The organism is Ancylobacter vacuolatus (assembly GCF_030813595.1).
Taxonomy (GTDB): domain Bacteria; phylum Pseudomonadota; class Alphaproteobacteria; order Rhizobiales; family Xanthobacteraceae; genus Ancylobacter; species Ancylobacter vacuolatus.
Map to the genome: position 1 here is coordinate 126,347 of NZ_JAUSUH010000006.1, position 17,500 is coordinate 143,846.

18 protein-coding genes are annotated in these 17,500 nt (G+C 67.7%); 16 read left to right on the forward strand and 2 right to left on the reverse strand.

The features are described from left to right. Positions 1-124: 124 nt before the first annotated feature. The 5 genes from J2S76_RS14620 (at position 125) to J2S76_RS14640 (ending at position 4,047) form a co-directional block, all read left to right on the forward strand. The gene (locus J2S76_RS14620; protein ID WP_307061371.1) at positions 125-1,054 is read left to right on the forward strand and encodes a DMT family transporter; all 930 of its coding nucleotides are present in this window, start codon (positions 125-127) and stop codon (positions 1,052-1,054) included. A gap of 104 nt (positions 1,055-1,158) precedes the next feature. Next, complete coding sequence (ruvC, locus tag J2S76_RS14625; RefSeq protein WP_307061373.1) at positions 1,159-1,710, forward strand: crossover junction endodeoxyribonuclease RuvC; 552 nt, start codon at positions 1,159-1,161, stop codon at positions 1,708-1,710. Then, the gene (ruvA, locus tag J2S76_RS14630) at positions 1,707-2,324 is read left to right on the forward strand and encodes a Holliday junction branch migration protein RuvA (RefSeq protein WP_307061375.1); all 618 of its coding nucleotides are present in this window, start codon (positions 1,707-1,709) and stop codon (positions 2,322-2,324) included. Before ruvC ends, ruvA begins: the two co-directional genes overlap by 4 nt. Continuing rightward, the gene (gene ruvB, locus J2S76_RS14635) at positions 2,321-3,358 is read left to right on the forward strand and encodes a Holliday junction branch migration DNA helicase RuvB (RefSeq protein ID WP_307061377.1); all 1,038 of its coding nucleotides are present in this window, start codon (positions 2,321-2,323) and stop codon (positions 3,356-3,358) included. Before ruvA ends, ruvB begins: the two co-directional genes overlap by 4 nt. Before the next feature lie 56 nt (positions 3,359-3,414). After that, positions 3,415-4,047, forward strand: a complete 633-nt coding sequence (locus J2S76_RS14640; protein ID WP_018387696.1) for a TetR/AcrR family transcriptional regulator — start codon at positions 3,415-3,417, stop codon at positions 4,045-4,047. 13 nt (positions 4,048-4,060) lie between these two features. Here the strand turns inward: J2S76_RS14640 and J2S76_RS14645 are convergent, their stop codons facing one another. Continuing rightward, positions 4,061-4,540 carry a hypothetical protein gene (locus J2S76_RS14645; protein ID WP_307061379.1) on the reverse strand — a complete coding sequence of 160 codons (480 nt, stop codon included), beginning with the start codon at positions 4,538-4,540 and terminating at the stop codon, positions 4,061-4,063. A 141-nt stretch (positions 4,541-4,681) separates the two neighbouring features. Here J2S76_RS14645 and J2S76_RS14650 point away from each other — a divergent pair, with 141 nt between their 5' ends. The 11 genes from J2S76_RS14650 to glmM all read left to right on the forward strand — a co-directional run bounded on the left by J2S76_RS14650 (position 4,682) and on the right by glmM (position 16,062). Next, the gene (locus tag J2S76_RS14650; RefSeq protein WP_018387694.1) at positions 4,682-5,098 is read left to right on the forward strand and encodes a DUF2852 domain-containing protein; all 417 of its coding nucleotides are present in this window, start codon (positions 4,682-4,684) and stop codon (positions 5,096-5,098) included. An 84-nt stretch (positions 5,099-5,182) separates the two neighbouring features. Further along, positions 5,183-5,692: a tol-pal system-associated acyl-CoA thioesterase gene (gene ybgC / locus J2S76_RS14655; RefSeq protein ID WP_307061382.1), complete on the forward strand. Its 510-nt coding sequence runs from the start codon at positions 5,183-5,185 to the stop codon at positions 5,690-5,692. Positions 5,693-6,082: 390 nt separating this feature from the next. Further along, positions 6,083-6,787, forward strand: a complete 705-nt coding sequence (gene tolQ / locus J2S76_RS14660; protein WP_307061574.1) for a protein TolQ — start codon at positions 6,083-6,085, stop codon at positions 6,785-6,787. Between the two features lie 3 nt (positions 6,788-6,790). Continuing rightward, the gene (tolR, locus tag J2S76_RS14665; RefSeq protein WP_370874756.1) at positions 6,791-7,243 is read left to right on the forward strand and encodes a protein TolR; all 453 of its coding nucleotides are present in this window, start codon (positions 6,791-6,793) and stop codon (positions 7,241-7,243) included. A gap of 3 nt (positions 7,244-7,246) precedes the next feature. Further along, entirely contained in the window at positions 7,247-8,227 is a 981-nt protein-coding gene (tolA, locus tag J2S76_RS14670) for a cell envelope integrity protein TolA (protein ID WP_307061386.1), read from the forward strand. An 89-nt stretch (positions 8,228-8,316) separates the two neighbouring features. Further along, on the forward strand, positions 8,317-9,624 hold the full coding sequence (tolB, locus tag J2S76_RS14675; protein ID WP_370874760.1) for a Tol-Pal system beta propeller repeat protein TolB: 1,308 nt from the start codon (positions 8,317-8,319) through the stop codon (positions 9,622-9,624). 155 nt (positions 9,625-9,779) lie between these two features. Continuing rightward, positions 9,780-10,274 carry a peptidoglycan-associated lipoprotein Pal gene (pal, locus tag J2S76_RS14680; RefSeq protein WP_307061389.1) on the forward strand — a complete coding sequence of 165 codons (495 nt, stop codon included), beginning with the start codon at positions 9,780-9,782 and terminating at the stop codon, positions 10,272-10,274. Positions 10,275-10,470: 196 nt separating this feature from the next. Beyond that, positions 10,471-11,334, forward strand: a complete 864-nt coding sequence (gene ybgF / locus J2S76_RS14685) for a tol-pal system protein YbgF (protein ID WP_307061391.1) — start codon at positions 10,471-10,473, stop codon at positions 11,332-11,334. Continuing rightward, positions 11,309-12,364 carry a tRNA lysidine(34) synthetase TilS gene (gene tilS, locus J2S76_RS14690; protein WP_307061393.1) on the forward strand — a complete coding sequence of 352 codons (1,056 nt, stop codon included), beginning with the start codon at positions 11,309-11,311 and terminating at the stop codon, positions 12,362-12,364. Before ybgF ends, tilS begins: the two co-directional genes overlap by 26 nt. Positions 12,365-12,512: 148 nt before the next feature. Then, positions 12,513-14,435 carry an ATP-dependent zinc metalloprotease FtsH gene (ftsH, locus tag J2S76_RS14695; RefSeq protein WP_307061395.1) on the forward strand — a complete coding sequence of 641 codons (1,923 nt, stop codon included), beginning with the start codon at positions 12,513-12,515 and terminating at the stop codon, positions 14,433-14,435. Between the two features lie 283 nt (positions 14,436-14,718). Continuing rightward, entirely contained in the window at positions 14,719-16,062 is a 1,344-nt protein-coding gene (glmM, locus tag J2S76_RS14700) for a phosphoglucosamine mutase (protein WP_307061396.1), read from the forward strand. 239 nt (positions 16,063-16,301) lie between these two features. On the opposite strand, the gene choV is transcribed toward glmM, so the two are convergent. Beyond that, a complete protein-coding gene (gene choV, locus J2S76_RS14705) occupies positions 16,302-17,498 on the reverse strand; it encodes a choline ABC transporter ATP-binding protein (protein WP_018387683.1) in 1,197 nt (398 codons plus the stop codon). Positions 17,499-17,500 lie beyond the last annotated feature (2 nt).

Below are 17,500 nucleotides of genomic sequence, written 5' to 3' on the forward strand. Positions count from 1 at the left end.
CGTGCTCATTCGCAAAACGCATTTGCGCGAACCGGTCGCGCACGCCACATTCGGCGCAACTCGCTGCCCGACATCGTGCCGGGCGCCACATTTTCCTGCGCCGCGCTGCGGCGGGATATCGATCATGAACAAGTCCGTCTCGGCGGCCGCGCTCGGCGGCACGGCCGCTCCCTCGCTTTCCGATCGCCTGACCGGTGCCGGCTGCGCCCTTCTCGCCATCGCTATCTGGGGCGCCTGGATCGTCTCCACCCGGCACGCCGTGCACGGGCATTTGTCGCCGGCGACGGTGGGCTGGCTGCGCTTCGTCGTGCCGGCGGTGGTGCTGGCGCCGGCCTGGTGGCGTATCGGCCTGTGGCCGAAGCGCGGCTTCCTGCCCTTCCTGCTGTGCTTTCTCGGCGCGGGCGCCTTCTTCTTCCTCGATGTGGCGACCGCGATGCGCTTCGTGCCGGCGGCCGATGTCGGCCCGCTGTTGCCCGGCACCATGCCGCTGATCGTCGCCGCGATCTCGGTGCTGGTGTTCCGCGAGCGGCTGGGGATGGGCCGGGCGATCGGCTTTGCCGCCATCGCGCTCGGCGTGGTCACGCTGGGCGGGCGCGGGCTGCTCTACCCGCAAGATGGGGCCTGGCGCGGCCATGCGCTGCTGCTCATCGGGGCCGGAATGTGGGCCTGCTACACGCTCGCCTTCCGCCGCACCGGCCTCAAGGCGACCGAGACGGTCGGGCTGGTCGGGCTGTGGTCCACGGTGGTGCTGACGCCCTATGGTGTGCCTGGTGTGGTGGAGGCGGTGGCCAGCGGCTATGGCCGGGAAGTGCTGTTCCAGCTGCTGATCCAGGGCCTGTTGTCGGGCGTGGTGGCGCTGGTGGCCTTCGGCATCGCCATTGAGCGGCTCGGCTCCTCGCGCGCCGCCGCCTTCACCGGGCTGGTGCCGGCGCTGGCGGCGCTGATCGCCGTGCCGGCGCTGGGCGAGCACCCGGACACGGCGGCGATCATCGGCGTGGCGGCGACGGGCGTCGGCGTGGTGCTGGCCAGCGGGGCATTCAGCGGGCGGCGCTAGCGGTTAACGATGCGTCAACCATGATCGGCGTCCCCGCCGAACCGGGGCGCGCGGCGGCGCATCGCCCCTTTCCGTTCGTCCTTTGTTCGGGTACGCCCTAAGGGATGGCGACGTCTCCGATTCGCATCCTCGGCCTTGATCCCGGCCTCCGCCGCACCGGCTGGGGGGTGATCGAGGCTGTCGGCACCCGGCTCGCCTTCGTCGCCTGCGGCACGGTGATGCCGCCGGAGGAGGGCGGGCTGGCGGAACGGCTCGCCTGTCTTCACAATGATCTCGCCAAGGTGCTGCGCACCTACACCCCTGACGAGGCGGCGGTCGAAGAGACCTTCGTCAACGTCAACCCGGCCTCGACGCTCAAGCTCGGCCAGGCGCGCGGCGTGGTGATGCTGACCCCGGCGCTCGCGGGGGTGCCGGTTTCCGAATATGCGGCGCTGCTGGTGAAGAAGACCGTTGTCGGGGCCGGCCGTGCCGAGAAGGCGCAGATCCGCCTGATGATGAAGATCCTGCTGCCGCAGGCCGATTTCACCACTGACGATGCCGCCGACGCGCTTGCGGTCGCCGTCACCCATGCGCAGCATCGGGGCATGGCAGCGATGAAGGCGCAGATGGCGGCCAAGGTTTCGACAAAGCTCACCTCAAGGGTTGCAGCACGATGATCGGCAAGCTGAAGGGCCTGGTCGACAGCTATGGCGACGATCATGTGATCCTCGACGTGCAGGGCGTGGGCTATCTCGTGCACTGCTCGGCCCGCACGCTGCAGGCGCTGCCGCGCGTCGGCGAGGCCGGCACGCTGTTCATCGAGACCTTCGTGCGCGAGGACATGATCCGCCTCTATGGCTTCGTCTCGCAGGCCGAGAAGAGCTGGTTCCTGCTGCTGCAGAATGTGCAGGGTGTCGGCTCCAAGGTGGCGCTGAACGTGCTCTCGACCCTCTCGCCCTCCGAGCTCGCCAATGCGGTGGCGCTGGGCGACAAGGTGATGGTGGCGCGGGCCAATGGCGTCGGGCCGAAGGTGGCCGCCCGCATCGTCGCCGAGCTGAAGGACAAGGCGCCGGGCTTTGCCAGCGTCGACCCCGGCGTCGCCGGCCTTGTCGCGCAGATCGAGGACCGGCAGGCGCCCGGCCCGGTGGCGGACGCGGTCTCGGCGCTGGTCAATCTGGGCTATGCGCCGATCCAGGCCAGCGCCGCCATTGCCGGCGCGGTGCGTGAGGCGGGCGAGGGCGCCGACACCGCCCGGCTGATCCGCCTCGGGCTGAAGGAACTGGCGAAGTGAGCGAGACGCGCCTCATCGCCCCGGACAAGCGCGAGGAAGACCTCGCCGAGGCCTCGCTGCGGCCGCAGAACCTTGCGGAATTCGTCGGGCAGGAGCAGGCGCGGGCCAATCTCGACATTTTCATCAAGGCGGCGAAGACACGCGGCGAGGCGCTGGACCATGTGCTGTTCGTCGGCCCGCCGGGGCTCGGCAAGACCACGCTGGCGCAGATCGTGGCGCGCGAGCTGGGGGTGGGCTTCCGCTCCACCTCCGGTCCGGTCATCGCCAAGGCCGGCGACCTCGCGGCGCTGCTGACCAATCTCGAAGAGCGCGATGTGCTGTTCATCGACGAAATTCACCGGCTCAACCCGGCGGTGGAGGAAATCCTCTATCCGGCGATGGAGGATTATGAACTCGACCTCATCATCGGCGAGGGGCCGGCGGCGCGCTCGGTGAAGATCTCGCTGTCGAAATTCACTTTGGTGGGCGCCACCACGCGCTCGGGCCTGCTGACCACGCCGCTGCGCGACCGCTTCGGCATTCCCATCCGGCTGAATTTCTACACCGTGGAAGAGCTGGAACTGGTGGTGACGCGCGGCGCGCGGGTGATGGGCATTCCCATCGCCCGGGACGGCGCGCGCGAGATCGCCCGCCGGGCACGCGGCACGCCGCGCATCGCCGGAAGGCTGCTGCGCCGGGTGCGCGACTTCACCCTGGTGGCCGGCAAGGAGATCATCGACCGCGCCGCCGCCGATCATGCGCTGCTGGCGCTTGAAGTGGACGGGCTCGGCCTCGACCAGATGGACCGGCGCTACCTCACCGTGGTGGCGATGAATTATGGCGGCGGGCCGGTGGGGGTGGAAACCATCGCCGCCGCGCTTTCCGAGCCGCGCGATGCCATCGAGGAAATCATCGAACCCTATCTGGTGCAGCAGGGCTTTCTCCAGCGTACCCCGCGCGGGCGGGTGCTGACCGCGCACGCCTTCAAGCATCTCGGCCTCGCAGCGCCGTCGAGCGTCAACCAGATGCCGCTGTTCGACGAGGGCGCGGATTAACCCCTTGTGCGCCCGGCCATCGACGTGACCTCCCGCGTGATGTAAGTCCCCTTCACATGAGCTGGTCCCGGAACGGCGGAGAATCGCGCGGCTATCATCACGGCAACCTGCGGGAAGCCCTGATGAAGGCGGCGCTTGAGCTGATCGCGGAGAAGGGCACCGCTGGCGCCACCTTCGCCGAGGCGGCGCGCCGCGCCGGCGTCTCCCCGGCCGCGCCCTACCGGCATTTCCGCGACCGCGACGAATTGCTGGCGGCGGTGGCGGCGGATGGGTTCGAGCGCTTCACCAAGGCGCTGGAGGCGGGCTGGAACGAGGGACGGCCGACCCCGTCCGAGGCCTTTGAACGGCTTGGCCGGGCCTATCTCGCCTTCGCCCGCGAGCATCCGGCCGACTATGTCGCGATGTTCGAATCCGGCCTGCGCAGCGAGGCGTTCCCGGCGCTCGACCAGGCCGGCCAGCGCGCTTTCGGCGTGCTGCGCGAGGCGGCGGATACGCTGGTCGCCTCCATGCCGCCCACCGTGCGCCCGCCGGCGCTGATGGTGGCGCTGCACACCTGGGCGCTGGCGCATGGCGTCGCCTCGCTGTTCGGCCGCGCCGATGGCGCCCGCCGCAAGCTGCCAATGGCGCCGGACGACCTGCTTGAGGCGGCCTTCCTGGTCTATCTCAAGGGGCTGGCGGCGGGGGGCTAGGACGGGGCGGCGTTCAGCCCTCGGCTACGTTGTTGACCTCGATGCCGTCCTGCGCCTTCCGGCAGAACAGCTGGATGTCGTCCGGTGTGTTCTCCGGTGTCAGGATCACCGGGCGCCCGGCTTTCTCCGCCAGCCAGAGGATGAAGCGGGCGAGCGCCTGCCAGTCTTCCGGCTCGCAGACATCGGCGGGATCGATATCGAACTCGATATCGTCGCTGCGGAAGAAGTGCAGGTTGACCTGCACCTCGCCGGCATTCCACCGCAGGCTGGGGCTTGCGTTTCCCCAGATGGCGAACACATCCTCGATGCGCGCGGGCAGGGCGGCCGGCTCGCCGTCGATCTCGAAGACGGACGGCGGGTCGAGCGCGCGCAGGCCGTCAAGCACGGCCTGCCAGCCTTCGGGGCCGGCATCGAGCACATAGAGATCGCGCAAGGAGCCATCCGGCTCGAAAATCCAGGCGACGTCGGTCCAAGCGGGAATCGGTGCAGTCATTGGATGTGTCCTTTTCCCTTCCATCCCGCAGGACGCCCCCATTGACAAGATGGGAGTGGATTTCTATCTATGTGAATGTGATTAACATTAACCCAAGCGGACATCGGGTCCGCGAAGGTTCTACCCAGGAGCGGTACGCCCATGGAGCTCGCACAGAAGCTCGACAGTTACGGCAAGCCGGCCTGGATCGCGCTCACGGTACTGGGCTTCATGGCCTGGTGGCCTCTGGGTCTTGCGGTCCTGGCCTTCACGATAGGGAGTGGACGGATGTTTTGTGGTGGCAAGCGCGGCTTCGGCCGCTGGCAGGAAGAGGGCGCGGAAGCGGTGCGTAACTTCGGCAGCCGGTTCGGTGGCGGTTTCCCCTCCAGCGGCAACCGCGCCTTTGACGAATATCGCCAGGAGACGCTGCGCCGGCTGGAAGACGAGCAGAAGGATTTCCGCTCCTTCCTCGACCGCCTGCGCCAGGCCAAGGACAAGGCGGAGTTCGACCAGTTCATGGCCGACCGCCGCAACCGTCCGGCCGCGCCTTCCGCGCCGATGGATGACGTCCAGAACTGAACAAGGCGACCATCCTGCGGCCGCGCCCCTCACCCGAGGGGCGCGGTTCTTTTTTTGCCGAGCCTTCTCGTTTATGAGGGCAGCATGAACGAGCGCCCCGACCCTTTTTCCCCTGACGTCCTCAAGGCCGACCCCTTCCTGCATCTGGCGGGAAAGCTGGTGCCGGGCGGGCATGTGCTGCCCGTGCGGGTCTATTACGAGGACACGGACTTTTCCGGCATCGTCTATCACGCCAACTACCTGAAGTTCATGGAGCGCGGCCGTTCCGATCATCTGCGGCTGATCGGCGTGGTGCAGGGCGAATTGTTCGGCGAGGCGCTGGCCGAGGCACCGGGCTTCGCCTTCGTGGTGCGCTCAATGGAGCTGCAATTCGTCCGTCCCGCCCGCATCGATGACGTGCTGGAAGTGCACACCAGCCCGGTGGAAGTCGCCGGCGCCTCGATTACGCTTGCCCAGAAGGTGAAGCGCGGCGCGGACCTCATCGTCGAGGCCAAGGTCAAGGTCGCGTTCGTCGCGCAGGGGCGCGCCCGGCGCATTCCGGACGCGCTGCGGGCGGCGATGAAGCTGGCGCTGGAGCAGGCCCCGCAGCCCTGATTCTGAGCCCGGTAACAAAACACCCGTAAAGCTGTTGCGATGCGGCAACGCTAACCCGGTATTAACCCTAATAGGGTGTTGTACCGGGCGGCTGCGGGTGTGGCCCGGCCTCTATCGCCCAAGTTTGGACAGACTCGGTCGGTTGATGGCGGGCGCGTTCCCACAGCAGCCATGCAGGGCATTCGCTGCTTCGCAGCCGATGCAGGGCGGCAGTGCGACCTTTAACGATCTGGCAGGATTGGCTTGATGACGCTGAAGAAGCTTCTATTCGCGGTGATGCTGGTTCTGGCGGCGCCGGCGTCCATGGCCATCGCCCAAAATGCGCCCGCGCCGGTTACCGCCGCGCCGACGGCGCAGGTCGATGGGCAGGCCGTCGCCGCCCCCGACGGCATGATGGCGGCTCCGGCGGGTGCCGGCATGGGCAGCGCCGACCTGTCGCTGATCGGCCTTTTCCTTCAGGCACACCTGATCGTGAAGTTCGTCATGGCGGGCCTCGTGCTGGCCTCGGTCTGGGTGTGGGCGATCATCATCGACAAGACCATCCTGTACGGCCGGATGAAGCGGCAGATGGACCGCTTCGAGACCACCTTCTGGTCCGGCCAGAGCCTGGAGGAGCTGTACCGCTCGCTGTCCTCGCGGCAGAACCACGCCATGGCGGCGATCTTCGTCGCGGCCATGCGCGAGTGGAAGCGCTCTTATGAGGGCGGCGCGCGCTCGCTTTCCGGCCTGACGCAGCGGCTCGACAAGGTGATGAACGTCACCATCGCCCGCGAGGTGGAGCGTCTGGAGAACCGGCTGCTGGTGCTGGCGACGGTCGGTTCGGCCGGCCCGTTCATCGGCCTGTTCGGCACGGTGTGGGGCATCATGACCAGCTTCCAGTCGATCGCCGCCTCGAAGAACACCAGCCTCGCCGTGGTGGCGCCGGGCATTGCGGAAGCGCTTTTCGCGACGGCAATCGGCCTTATCGCCGCCATTCCCGCGACGATTTTCTATAACAAGTTCGTCTCGCAAGTGAACCGGCAGGCAGCGCGGCTGGAGGGATTCGCCGACGAGTTCTCCGCCATCCTGTCGCGCCAGATCGACGAACGGGGCTGATCCATGGGCATGTCCGGAGGAGGAGGAGGGGGCTGGCACTCGCGGCGTTCGCGTCGTCGCGCGGGCGGGGCCGTCATGTCCGAGATCAACGTCACGCCGATGGTCGACGTGATGCTGGTGCTGCTCATCATCTTCATGGTCGCCGCGCCCATGCTCACCACGGGCGTGCCGCTCGACCTGCCGCAGACCGAGGCCAAGGCGGTGCCGCAGGAGAGCGCGCCGCTGGTCATCAATATTACAAAGGACGGCAAGATCTTCCTGCAGGAGACCGAAATTCCCGTCGACGAGCTGGTGCCGAAGCTGCAGGCGATCGGCAAGGCCGGCTATGAGGAGCGCATCTTCGTGCGTGCCGACAAGAGCCTCGATTATGGCTCGGTGATGCGTGTGATGGGCCGCCTGTCCGGCGCCGGTTTCAAGCGCGTGGCGCTGGTCTCCGAAGTCGAGCAGGGAGGCTGACGCATGAAGGCGGGCTTCCTTTCCTCGGCGGCGCTTCACGTCGGCATCATCGGCTTCATGGCGGTCTCCTTCGCGTCTCCCTCGCCCTATGAGGTGACGCCGCCCGAATCCATGCCGATCGACATCATCTCCGATTCCGAAATGTCGAAGATGATGGCCGGTAAGAAGGACGCGCCGAAGGAGGCCCCCAAGCCCGTCGTCGAGAAGAAGGCCGACACGCCCAAGCAGGCGGAGAACCTCGAGTCCAAGGTTTCGGAGAAGCCCGAGGTGAAGGCCGCCAACGAGCCTGCCACCCCGCCGCCTCCGCCCCCGCCGCCGCCCGAGGCAAAGCCGGCCGAGCCCAAGCCGCCGGCGGCCCGGGCCGAGGCCCAGCCCGCGCCGCCGCCGCCGGAAGCCGAGGCGCTCGCCGCCAAGCCGCCGGAGCCGCCGAAGGACCAGCCCAAGCCGCAGGAGCAGGCGCAGGCGACCCCGCCGCCGCCCAAGCCGCCGCAGAAGCCGAAGAACATTCCGCCGAAGGTGGTGCAGGAGCCCGCGCCCGAGCGCGATTTCAATCCGAACCAGATTGCGGCCCTGCTGAACAAGCAGGACCCCCGGCGCATGGCGGCGCTTGGCGAGACGATCAACAACACCGCCTCGCTCGGCGCGTCGCAGGGGACGGCGACCTCGCTATCGCAGACCGAGATCGACGCGCTGCGCGCCTATATCGCCCGCTTCTGGAAGCTGCCGGCCGGCGCGGTGGATGCCGGCCAGGTGACGGTGGTGTTCAAGATCGTGCTGAGCCCCGACCGCAAGATGGTCGGTGCGCCGCAGCTGGTCGAGGTGCAGGGCGCCGGCAATGCCTATGCGCCGGTGGTGCGGGAAACCGCGCAACGGGCGCTGTATGAGATCGCCAACCAGCCCAATCCCTTCCCGATGCTGCGCGCCGACCGCTACGATACGTGGCGGGAATTGGAGCTCGGCTTCAATCCGGCCATGCTTCATTGATGCCTGTTTTTTCCGAGGTACCCAGAATGTCGCGGCGTTTTCCCCTTGAAGCCAACGGCCTTGTCGGTCGCCGGTCGGTTCTCGTCGGCATGGCGGCGCTTGGCGGGGCCGGGCTTGGCGGGGCGATGCTCGCGCCGGGCCTGGCGAATGCCGCCGTCCGCCTCGACATCACCTCGGGCACGGTGCAGCCGCTTCCCATCGCCATCACCGATTTCGTCGGCGGCGGCAGCCCGCAGGACATCGAGGCCGGCCGGGGCGTGACGCAGATCATCTCCGCCGATCTGCGCCGCTCGGGCCTGTTCGCCCCGATCGACCCGGCCGCCTTTGTCGAGAAGATCGCCAATCCGGACGCCTCGCCGCGCTTCCAGGACTGGCGCGTCATCAATGCCCAGGCGCTCGTCACCGGCCGCATCACCCGCCAGCCGGACGGGCGGGTGAAGGCGGAATTCCGCCTGTGGGACGTGTTCGCCGGCCAGCAGCTGATCGGCCAGCAATATTTCACCCAGCCGGAGAACTGGCGCCGCGTCGCCCACATCATCGCCGACGCCATCTATGAGCGGCTCACCGGTGAGAAGGGCTATTTCGACACCCGCATCGTCTTCGTCGACGAGAGCGGGCCGAAGGAGAAGCGGATCAAGCGCCTGGCCATCATGGACCAGGACGGCGCCAACGTGACCTATCTCACGCGCGGCGACGACCTCGTGCTGACCCCGCGCTTCTCGCCGACCAGCCAGGAAATCACCTATATGAGCTATGGAAACGGCGAGCCGCGCGTCTTCCTGCTCAACATCGAGAACGGCCAGCGCGAGGTGGTCGGAAACTTCCCCAATATGAGCTTCTCGCCGCGCTTCGCCCCGGACGGCCAGCGGGTGATCCTGAGCCTGCAGCAGGGGGCGGATTCCAACATCTTCGTGATGGACCTGCGCTCCAAGGCCACCACACGGCTCACCGACACCGCCGCCATCGACACCGCGCCGTGCTATTCCCCGGACGGCACGCAGATCTGCTTCGAAAGCGACCGCGGCGGCGGCTCGCAGATCTACCTCATGAACCCGGACGGCTCGAACCAGCGCCGCATCTCCTTCGGCGACGGGCGTTATTCGACGCCGGTCTGGTCGCCGCGCGGGGATGTGATCGCCTTCACCAAGCAGGCGCAGGGGCGCTTCGCCATCGGGCTGATGCGGCCGGACGGCTCGGGCGAGCGAATCCTGACCGAGGGCTACCACAATGAGGGGCCGACCTTCGCGCCGAACGGGCGGGTGATCATGTTCTTCCGCGATGCGGGGGGCGGGGGTGGCCCGCAGCTCTATACGGTGGACATCACCGGCTATAACGAGCAGCGCGTGCCGACCCCGAGCTACGCTTCCGACCCGGCCTGGTCGCCCTTGCGCTCCTAAGCGGGTTCTGTCAGGGAACGATTAACCATAAGCGGCGGTTTACGGCACGGTCGTGAAATTGGCGTAGTTCAGCAAGGTTTCGTAAAGCACGACGGAACATTGATGAACGCCAGCAGCCAGTCGGCAGATCAGTCGGGAATTCAGGAGTCAGCGGTATGATCCGTATGTTGCGCCATCTGGGCGGCGCGCGCGTCGCCTTCATCGTCGGTTTCGCGATGCTCGCGGCCGCCTGCGCCAAGAACCCGATGGACGGGGCCGGCACGGCTCTCGGCTCGGCGCCTCCCGGCAGCCCGCAGGAGTTCATCGTCTCGGTCGGTGACCGCGTGTTCTTCGAGAGCGACCAGACCAGCCTGACGCCGCAGGCGCAGGCGACGCTCGACAAGCAGGCGCAGTGGCTGAACCAGTATGCCCGCTACAGCTTCACCATCGAAGGCCATGCCGACGAGCGCGGCACCCGCGAATACAACATCGCCCTCGGCGCCCGCCGCGCCCAGAGCGTGCGCGATTATCTCGTCCAGCGCGGTGTCCCGGCCAGCCGCATGCGCACCATCTCCTACGGCAAGGAGCGCCCGGTCGCGGTCTGCAACGACATTTCCTGCTGGTCGCAGAATCGCCGCGCCGTCACTGTGCTGAACGGCGCCGGCACCTGATCGCCGCATCCGCGCGTCAACGTGACCCGGCTCGCCCTGCGGGCCGGGTTTGGCGTTTCTAGAGCGTTATCCAGGGGCAAGACGTACAAGGGGATGCCCCTGGGTCAAACTTTGGACGCGATCGGCCCCGTATGCTCAAATGGAAAGCGCGCGGCCTCCTGCCGCCGTTCCGCTGTTCCCGTTCCAGTGCATGGCCATGATGACCGTCCGCCCGCCTCGTTTCGCCGCTCTCGTTCTTGTCGCCGCCCTCGCTGCCTCTGCCGCGCCGTTCGAGGCAGCGCAGGCGCAGGCGGACAACAATTTCTTCGGCAATCTTTTCAAGCCGCCGGGACAGGTGCGCGCGGGCAACCAGCCCTCGCAGGTTGAGGAAACCGACAGCCTCCTCACCCGGATCGACCGGCTGGAAAACCAGCTGCGGCAGATGACCGGGCAGATGGAGCAGCTGCAATACCGTAACCAGCAGCTTGAGCAGCAGGTGCGGCTGCTGCAGGGCGACACCGGCGCCGGGCCGGCGGCTGCGGGCGAGCCGGCTCGCCGTCCCGACGTGTTCGATCCCGCCGCGCAGGCCGCCGCTCCCGGCGCGCCCCGCCCGCTGGGAACCACCGCCCCGAGCGGCGCGCCGATGGACCTCGGCACACTGTCGGGCGCCGCGGCGGGTGGGGGTGCCCAGCCCGGGGCCTCGCCGAAGGAGATGTTCGATCTCGGCTTCGGCGCGCTCCAGCGCCAGGATTATGCCGGCGCGGGCCAGACCTTCGAGCAGTTCGTCAAGCTCTACCCCACCGACCGCGCCACGCCGGACGCCTATTACTGGCTGGGCGAGAGCCAGTATCTGCGCAAGTCCTACAAGGAGGCGGCGCAGAATTTCCTCAAAGTGTCGACCGACTACCCCAATGCGGTGAAGGCGCCGGATGCCTTGCTGCGGCTCGGCCAGTCGCTCGCGGCCATAGGCGAGAAAGATGCCGCCTGCGCGACGCTGAACGCTGTCGGCAACAAATACCCGCGCGCCTCGGCGACGGTGAAGCAGGGGGTGGAGCGTGAGCAGAAGCGCGCCGGCTGCTGAGGCTGCGCCTGCCCACCCCGCCAACGGCCCTGACGCGGCTGGCCTGGCGGCGCTCTTTGCTCCCTTCTCTGCCCATGCCGATGTTCTGCTCGCGGTCTCAGGCGGACCCGATTCGACCGCGCTGATGCTGCTGGCCCATCGCTGGCGAACCCAATGCCACGCGACGACCCGGCTTCACGTCGCCACGGTGGACCATGGCCTGCGGGCCGAATCGCGCGCCGAGGCGTGGGACGTGGCCGCGCTTGCGCAGCAATTGGGCCTGCCGCACGCTCTTCTCGATCTTGCCGCCCCGCTGCCGGGCACCCGCCTGCAGGAGGCGGCACGCGATGCCCGCTATGACGCGCTGGCCGACCATGCGGCGGCGATCGGCGCCGGCGCGCTTGCCACCGCCCACACGCGTGATGACCAGGCCGAGACGGTGCTGTTCCGGCTGATGCGCGGTTCCGGCATTGGCGGGCTCGCCGGCATTCCTGCCGAGCGCTCGCTGGGAAAGATCACTCTCCTGCGCCCGCTGCTCGGCCGACCGAAGGCGGAGTTGGTCGCGCTTTGCCAGGCGGCCGGCATCGCCTTTGCCGAGGACCCCTCGAACAGCAACCCGCGCTTCGCCCGTGTGCGGCTGCGGGCGCTGCTGCCAAGGCTGGCGGCGGAAGGCTGTGACGCGGCGGCGCTGGAGCGCCTGGCCTATCGCATGGCCCGGGCCGAGGCGGCCCTGGAGGCGGCGACAGACGCCGCTGCTGCCGCCCTCTGGCCGGCGCGGCGAGAAGGAGAGGAGCCGCTGGCCTTTTCCCGCGCCGGGCTTGCCGCCCTTCCCGAGGAGATCGCCCTGCGCCTGCTCGGGCGGGGCCTCGCGGCGGTGGGCAAGGGTCCGGTGGAACTCGGCAAGCTGGAGGCGCTGCTGGCGTTTATCGCCGGGCTCGGGCGAGACGAACAGGGCGCGCGCACCCTTGCCGGAGCGGTGGTGCGGGTGAACCGGCGGACGGTCGCGCTGGCTCCCGCCCCCGCGCGGCGACCCCTCGGTTCCGCCCGGTGACGCCGATTTGCGCGGAAGGTCGCAGGTGCCTTGCTCCCGACATCTTGGCAATCACCCCTGCGCCACCTAAATTACGGAGCGACAAGGGAGGGCCGCCAGCGCCGGCGGTGCCCGCGCGTCGGGTGAATCCGACGCCGAAAGGGACATGATGAACGCCAATATTCGGAATTTCGCCCTCTGGGTGATCATCGTTCTTCTGCTTCTGGCGCTGTTCTCGCTGTTCCAGAACCCGGCGCAGCGTCAGGCGACGAACGATGTGAGCTTCTCGCAGCTGCTCAACGAGGTTGATCAGGGTCGCGTGCGCGACGTGGTGATCCAGGGTCCGGAGATTACCGGCACCTTCACCGACGGGCGCACCTTCCAGACCTATTCGCCCAATGATCCCTCGCTGATCCAGCGCCTTTACGGCAAGGGCGTGTCGATCACCGCCAAGCCGCTGACCGACAATGTGCCGTGGTTCGTCAGCCTGCTGATCTCCTGGCTCCCCTTCATCGCTCTGATCGGCGTGTGGATCTTCCTGTCGCGCCAGATGCAGGGCGGCGCGGGCGGCAAGGCGATGGGCTTCGGCAAGAGCCGCGCCAAGCTGCTGACCGAGGCGCATGGCCGCGTGACCTTCGAGGACGTGGCCGGCATTGACGAGGCCAAGAGCGACCTCACCGAGATCGTCGACTTCCTGCGCGATCCGCAGAAGTTCCAGCGGCTCGGCGGGCGCATTCCCCGCGGCGTGCTGCTGGTCGGCCCGCCCGGCACCGGCAAGACCCTGCTCGCCCGCGCCATCGCCGGTGAAGCGAACGTGCCGTTCTTCACCATTTCCGGTTCCGACTTCGTCGAGATGTTCGTCGGCGTCGGCGCCAGCCGCGTGCGCGACATGTTCGAGCAGGCGAAGAAGAACGCGCCCTGCATCATCTTCATCGACGAAATCGACGCGGTCGGTCGCCATCGTGGCGCCGGTCTCGGCGGCGGTAATGATGAGCGCGAGCAGACCCTGAACCAGCTCCTCGTCGAGATGGACGGCTTCGAGGCCAATGAGGGCATCATCCTCATCGCCGCGACCAACCGCCCGGACGTGCTCGACCCGGCGCTGCTGCGTCCCGGCCGCTTCGACCGTCAGGTCGTGGTGCCGAACCCGGACGTGGTCGGCCGCGAGCAGATCCTCAAGGTCCATGCCCGCAAGATCCCGGTCGCGCCTGATGTGAACCTCAAGGTGATCGCCCGCGGCACGCCCGGCTTCTCCGGCGCCGATCTCGCCAACCTCTGCAATGAGGCCGCCCTCATGGCCGCGCGCCGCAACAAGCGCATGGTGACGATGAGCGACTTCGAGGACGCCAAGGACAAGGTGATGATGGGTGCGGAACGCCGCTCGCTCGTCATGACCGAGGACGAGAAGATGCTGACCGCCTATCACGAAGGCGGCCATGCCATCGTCGCCCTCAAGGTCCCGGCGACCGATCCGGTGCACAAGGCGACGATCATCCCGCGCGGGCGTGCGCTCGGCATGGTGATGCAGCTGCCGGAGCGCGACAAGCTCTCCATGTCCTATGAGCAGATGACCTCGCGCCTCGCCATCATGATGGGTGGCCGCGTCGCCGAAGAGCTGATCTTCGGTGCCGAGAAGGTGACGTCAGGCGCGGCTTCCGACATCGAGCAGGCCACCCGCCTCGCCCGCATGATGGTGACGCGCTGGGGCTTCTCGGAGAAGCTCGGCAATGTCGCCTATGGCGAGAACAATGACGAGGTGTTCCTCGGCATGTCGATGCAGCGCCAGCAGAACGTTTCCGAAGCCACGGCGCAGACCATCGACAGCGAAGTGCGTCGCCTGGTGGACGAAGGCTATGCCGAGGCCAAGCGTATCCTGACCGAGAGCAAGGACGGGCTGGAAATCCTGGCGCGCGGCCTGCTCGAATATGAGACGCTGTCCGGTGACGAGATCATCGGCCTGCTCGACGGCAATGCGCCCGTGCGCGACACCACCATCGAGCCCGCCAATGCGCGCGGTTCAGTGGTGCCGAGCGCCGGCAAGAACCGCCCGCCGCGCCCGGATGCCGGCATGGAGCCGCAGCCGCAGGCGTGATCCCCGTCTCGGGGTGAATTGAGGGGAAGGTCTGCGCAAGCAGATCTTCCCCTTTTATTTGTCGGCCACCTCGCCGAGCGGCAGGCGGACGAAGTATCCCGCGAGATTAAATCGCTTGATCCTGATCGCGCCGGCGTCGAGGGGCGTCTTTCTCGACCCGGCCGGCGCGCAATGAACGCTTACACTTTGTGAAACCCTTGCGTGTAAGCTCAATGGTAGAGAAGAGTAAGCGGCGACGCGCCGATGGCGCGCCGGGACGGCGTCGATTCGCATGAGGCAGGGCATGGCACGCACATTATTCGGCACCGACGGGATTCGCGGCCGGGCCAACGGCATCATCACGCCGGAACTCGCGCTGCGCGTCGGCATGGCTGCCGGGCTGGTGTTCCAGCGCGGCGACCACCGTCACCGCGTGGTCATCGGCAAGGACACGCGCCTTTCCGGCTACATGATCGAGAACGCGCTGGTCGCCGGCTTCACCGCCGTCGGCATGGATGTGCTGCTGCTCGGCCCGATGCCGACCCCGGCGGTGGCCATGCTCACCCATTCCATGCGCGCCGATCTCGGCGTCATGATCTCCGCCTCGCACAACCCCTATGACGATAATGGCATCAAGCTGTTCGGCCCTGACGGCTACAAGCTCTCCGACGAGCTGGAAACCCGGATCGAGGCGCTGATCAGCGGCGATATGGGCAGCATGCTGGCCCAGCCCGCCGATATGGGCCGCGCCAAGCGCATTGAGAGCGTGCATGCCCGCTATATCGAATTCGCCAAGCGCACCTTGCCGCGCAACCAGTCCTTTGACGGCCTGCGGGTGGTGGTCGACTGCGCCAATGGCGCGGCCTATCGCGTCGCCCCGGAAGCGCTGTGGGAACTCGGCTGCGAGGTCATCACCATTGGCGACCAGCCGGACGGCTTCAACATCAACCGCGATGTCGGCTCCACCGCGCCCGAGGCCTTGGCGGCCAAGGTGCGGGAAGTGCGTGCCGATATCGGCATTGCCCTCGATGGCGACGCCGACCGGGTGCTGATCGTCGACGAGAAGGGACGGCTGGTGGATGGCGACCAGCTGATGGCCGTGGTGGCCGAGAGCTTCCACGAGGATGGCCGGCTGTCGCGCAACGGCATCGTCGCCACCGTCATGTCCAATCTCGGTCTGGAGCGCCACCTGGCCGATCTTGGCCTGACGCTGGCCCGCACGCCGGTGGGCGACCGCTATGTGCTGGAGCACATGCGCGCCAATGGATACAATGTCGGCGGCGAGCAGTCCGGCCACATCATCCTGTCGGATTATTCGACCACCGGCGACGGTCTGGTCGCAGCGCTGCAGGTGCTCGCCATGGTGCAGCGTCGCCAGCGGCCGGTTTCCGAGGTGTGCCACCGCTTCGAGCCGCTGCCGCAGATCCTGCGCAATGTGCGCTACAAGAGCGGCCGGCCGCTGGAGAATGACGGCGTGCTTAAGGCCATCGCCGCTGCCGAACTCAAGCTCAACAGCCATGGCCGGCTGCTCATCCGCCCCTCCGGCACCGAGCCGGTGATCCGGGTGATGGCCGAGGGCGACAATCGCGACCTGGTCGAGGCCGTGGTCAATGACGTGGTGGAAGCGGTGGGCCTGGCGGCGGCGTGAAGCCACGCGTCCCACCGTCATCCCGGCCGAAGCGAAGCGCGGAGCCGGGATCGTCCGCAATCCCATCGCGCCGTCATGGCCGGGCTTGTCCCGGCCATCCACGATTTCAGATGAGGCGAAGGCGTGGATCCCCGGGTCACGCCCGGGGATGACGGCCTGTTGCACATCCGGGATGATGCTTGAGGCCATGGCGGCGTAGGCGCGATTTCCCCCTCCCGTTCGGGAGAGGTCTGTGCCCCTCAGCCGTCCAGCCTTCTGAGCAGGCCGCGATAGATCTCGTCATCGTCGCACAGGCCGGCGAGGCGGCCGAGGCTGTCGACGAGGAGGATCGGCAGGTCGGTGTGGCGCTTGAGCTCGATCGCCGCCTTCAGCTTGAGGTCGACCGGGGCGACGATGCAGTCGGCATCATGCGCCAGCTTGTCGTCGATCAGGCCGGCCTCGCCATCGGCGGAGGCGAGCACGCCCTGACGGCCATCGAGATCGAGCGAGATCGGTCGCCCTTCGGCGTCCACCTTCACCTTCACCCGTCCGCCCTTGTCGAGCACCACTTCGTCGCCCTGGCGGGCGAGGCTGGCGGCCGGACGCATCACCGCCGTGCCGCGCAGCACGTTCAGCGGGTTCATGTGCTTGACGAATTCGGCGACATAGGCGGTGGCCGGGCGCAGCAATATGTCCTCGGCGGTGCCCGCCTGGACGATGCGCCCGCCTTCCATGATGGCGATCTTGTTGCCGAGCTTCAGGGCCTCGTCGAGATCGTGGCTGACGAAGACGATGGTCTTCTGAATGCGCCGCTGCAGATCGAGCAGCTCGTCCTGCAGCTTGTCGCGGATCAGCGGATCAAGCGCCGAGAAAGGCTCGTCCATAAGAAGGATGTCGGCATCGGTGGCGAAGGCGCGGGCGAGACCGACGCGCTGCTGCATGCCGCCGGAGAGCTCGTTGGTGTATTTCTCCGCCCAGTTGGTCAGGCCGACCATGGCCAGCTTCTCGTCGACGATGCGGTTGCGCTCGGCGGCGCTCATGCCGCCGCGCAGTTCCAGCCCGAAGCCGACATTGTCGCGCACCGTGCGCCAGGGCAGCAGGCCGAACTGCTGGAACACCATGGACACGGTGTGCATGCGGATGTCGCGCAGCGTGTCCTCACTGCAGCGGGCGACGTCGATGGCGGCGCCGTTGTGCTCGACCAGCACCTCGCCGCGGGCCACCTCGTTCAGGCGGTTGATGGCGCGCAGGATGGTGGACTTGCCGGAGCCGGAGAGGCCCATGAGCACGCAGATCTCGCCGCGCTCGATGGCCAAGCTCACACCCGCCGCGCCGAGCACGGCGCCGGTGGCGGCGAGGATCTCGTCGCGCGAGCGGCCCTCGTCAATGAGCCTCAAGGCGTTCTTTTGGTCAGCGCCGAAGACGATGTCGATGTTGCGGAATTCGACGGCGGGCATGG

Coding starts and splice junctions, on each gene's coding strand:
- ruvC (WP_307061373.1), top strand. CDS start 1,159: ATGGCGACGTCTCCGATTCGCATCCTCGGCCTTGATCCCGGCCTCCGC.
- ybgF (WP_307061391.1), top strand. CDS start 10,471: ATGATGACCGTCCGCCCGCCTCGTTTCGCCGCTCTCGTTCTTGTCGCC.
- ruvA (WP_307061375.1), top strand. CDS start 1,707: ATGATCGGCAAGCTGAAGGGCCTGGTCGACAGCTATGGCGACGATCAT.
- pal (WP_307061389.1), top strand. CDS start 9,780: ATGATCCGTATGTTGCGCCATCTGGGCGGCGCGCGCGTCGCCTTCATC.
- J2S76_RS14650 (WP_018387694.1), top strand. CDS start 4,682: ATGGAGCTCGCACAGAAGCTCGACAGTTACGGCAAGCCGGCCTGGATC.
- J2S76_RS14620 (WP_307061371.1), top strand. CDS start 125: ATGAACAAGTCCGTCTCGGCGGCCGCGCTCGGCGGCACGGCCGCTCCC.
- tolA (WP_307061386.1), top strand. CDS start 7,247: ATGAAGGCGGGCTTCCTTTCCTCGGCGGCGCTTCACGTCGGCATCATC.
- J2S76_RS14645 (WP_307061379.1), bottom strand. CDS start 4,540: ATGACTGCACCGATTCCCGCTTGGACCGACGTCGCCTGGATTTTCGAG.
- tolB (WP_370874760.1), top strand. CDS start 8,317: ATGGCGGCGCTTGGCGGGGCCGGGCTTGGCGGGGCGATGCTCGCGCCG.
- ybgC (WP_307061382.1), top strand. CDS start 5,183: ATGAACGAGCGCCCCGACCCTTTTTCCCCTGACGTCCTCAAGGCCGAC.
- tolR (WP_370874756.1), top strand. CDS start 6,791: ATGGGCATGTCCGGAGGAGGAGGAGGGGGCTGGCACTCGCGGCGTTCG.
- J2S76_RS14640 (WP_018387696.1), top strand. CDS start 3,415: ATGAGCTGGTCCCGGAACGGCGGAGAATCGCGCGGCTATCATCACGGC.
- choV (WP_018387683.1), bottom strand. CDS start 17,498: ATGCCCGCCGTCGAATTCCGCAACATCGACATCGTCTTCGGCGCTGAC.
- ftsH (WP_307061395.1), top strand. CDS start 12,513: ATGAACGCCAATATTCGGAATTTCGCCCTCTGGGTGATCATCGTTCTT.
- glmM (WP_307061396.1), top strand. CDS start 14,719: ATGGCACGCACATTATTCGGCACCGACGGGATTCGCGGCCGGGCCAAC.
- tolQ (WP_307061574.1), top strand. CDS start 6,083: ATGATGGCGGCTCCGGCGGGTGCCGGCATGGGCAGCGCCGACCTGTCG.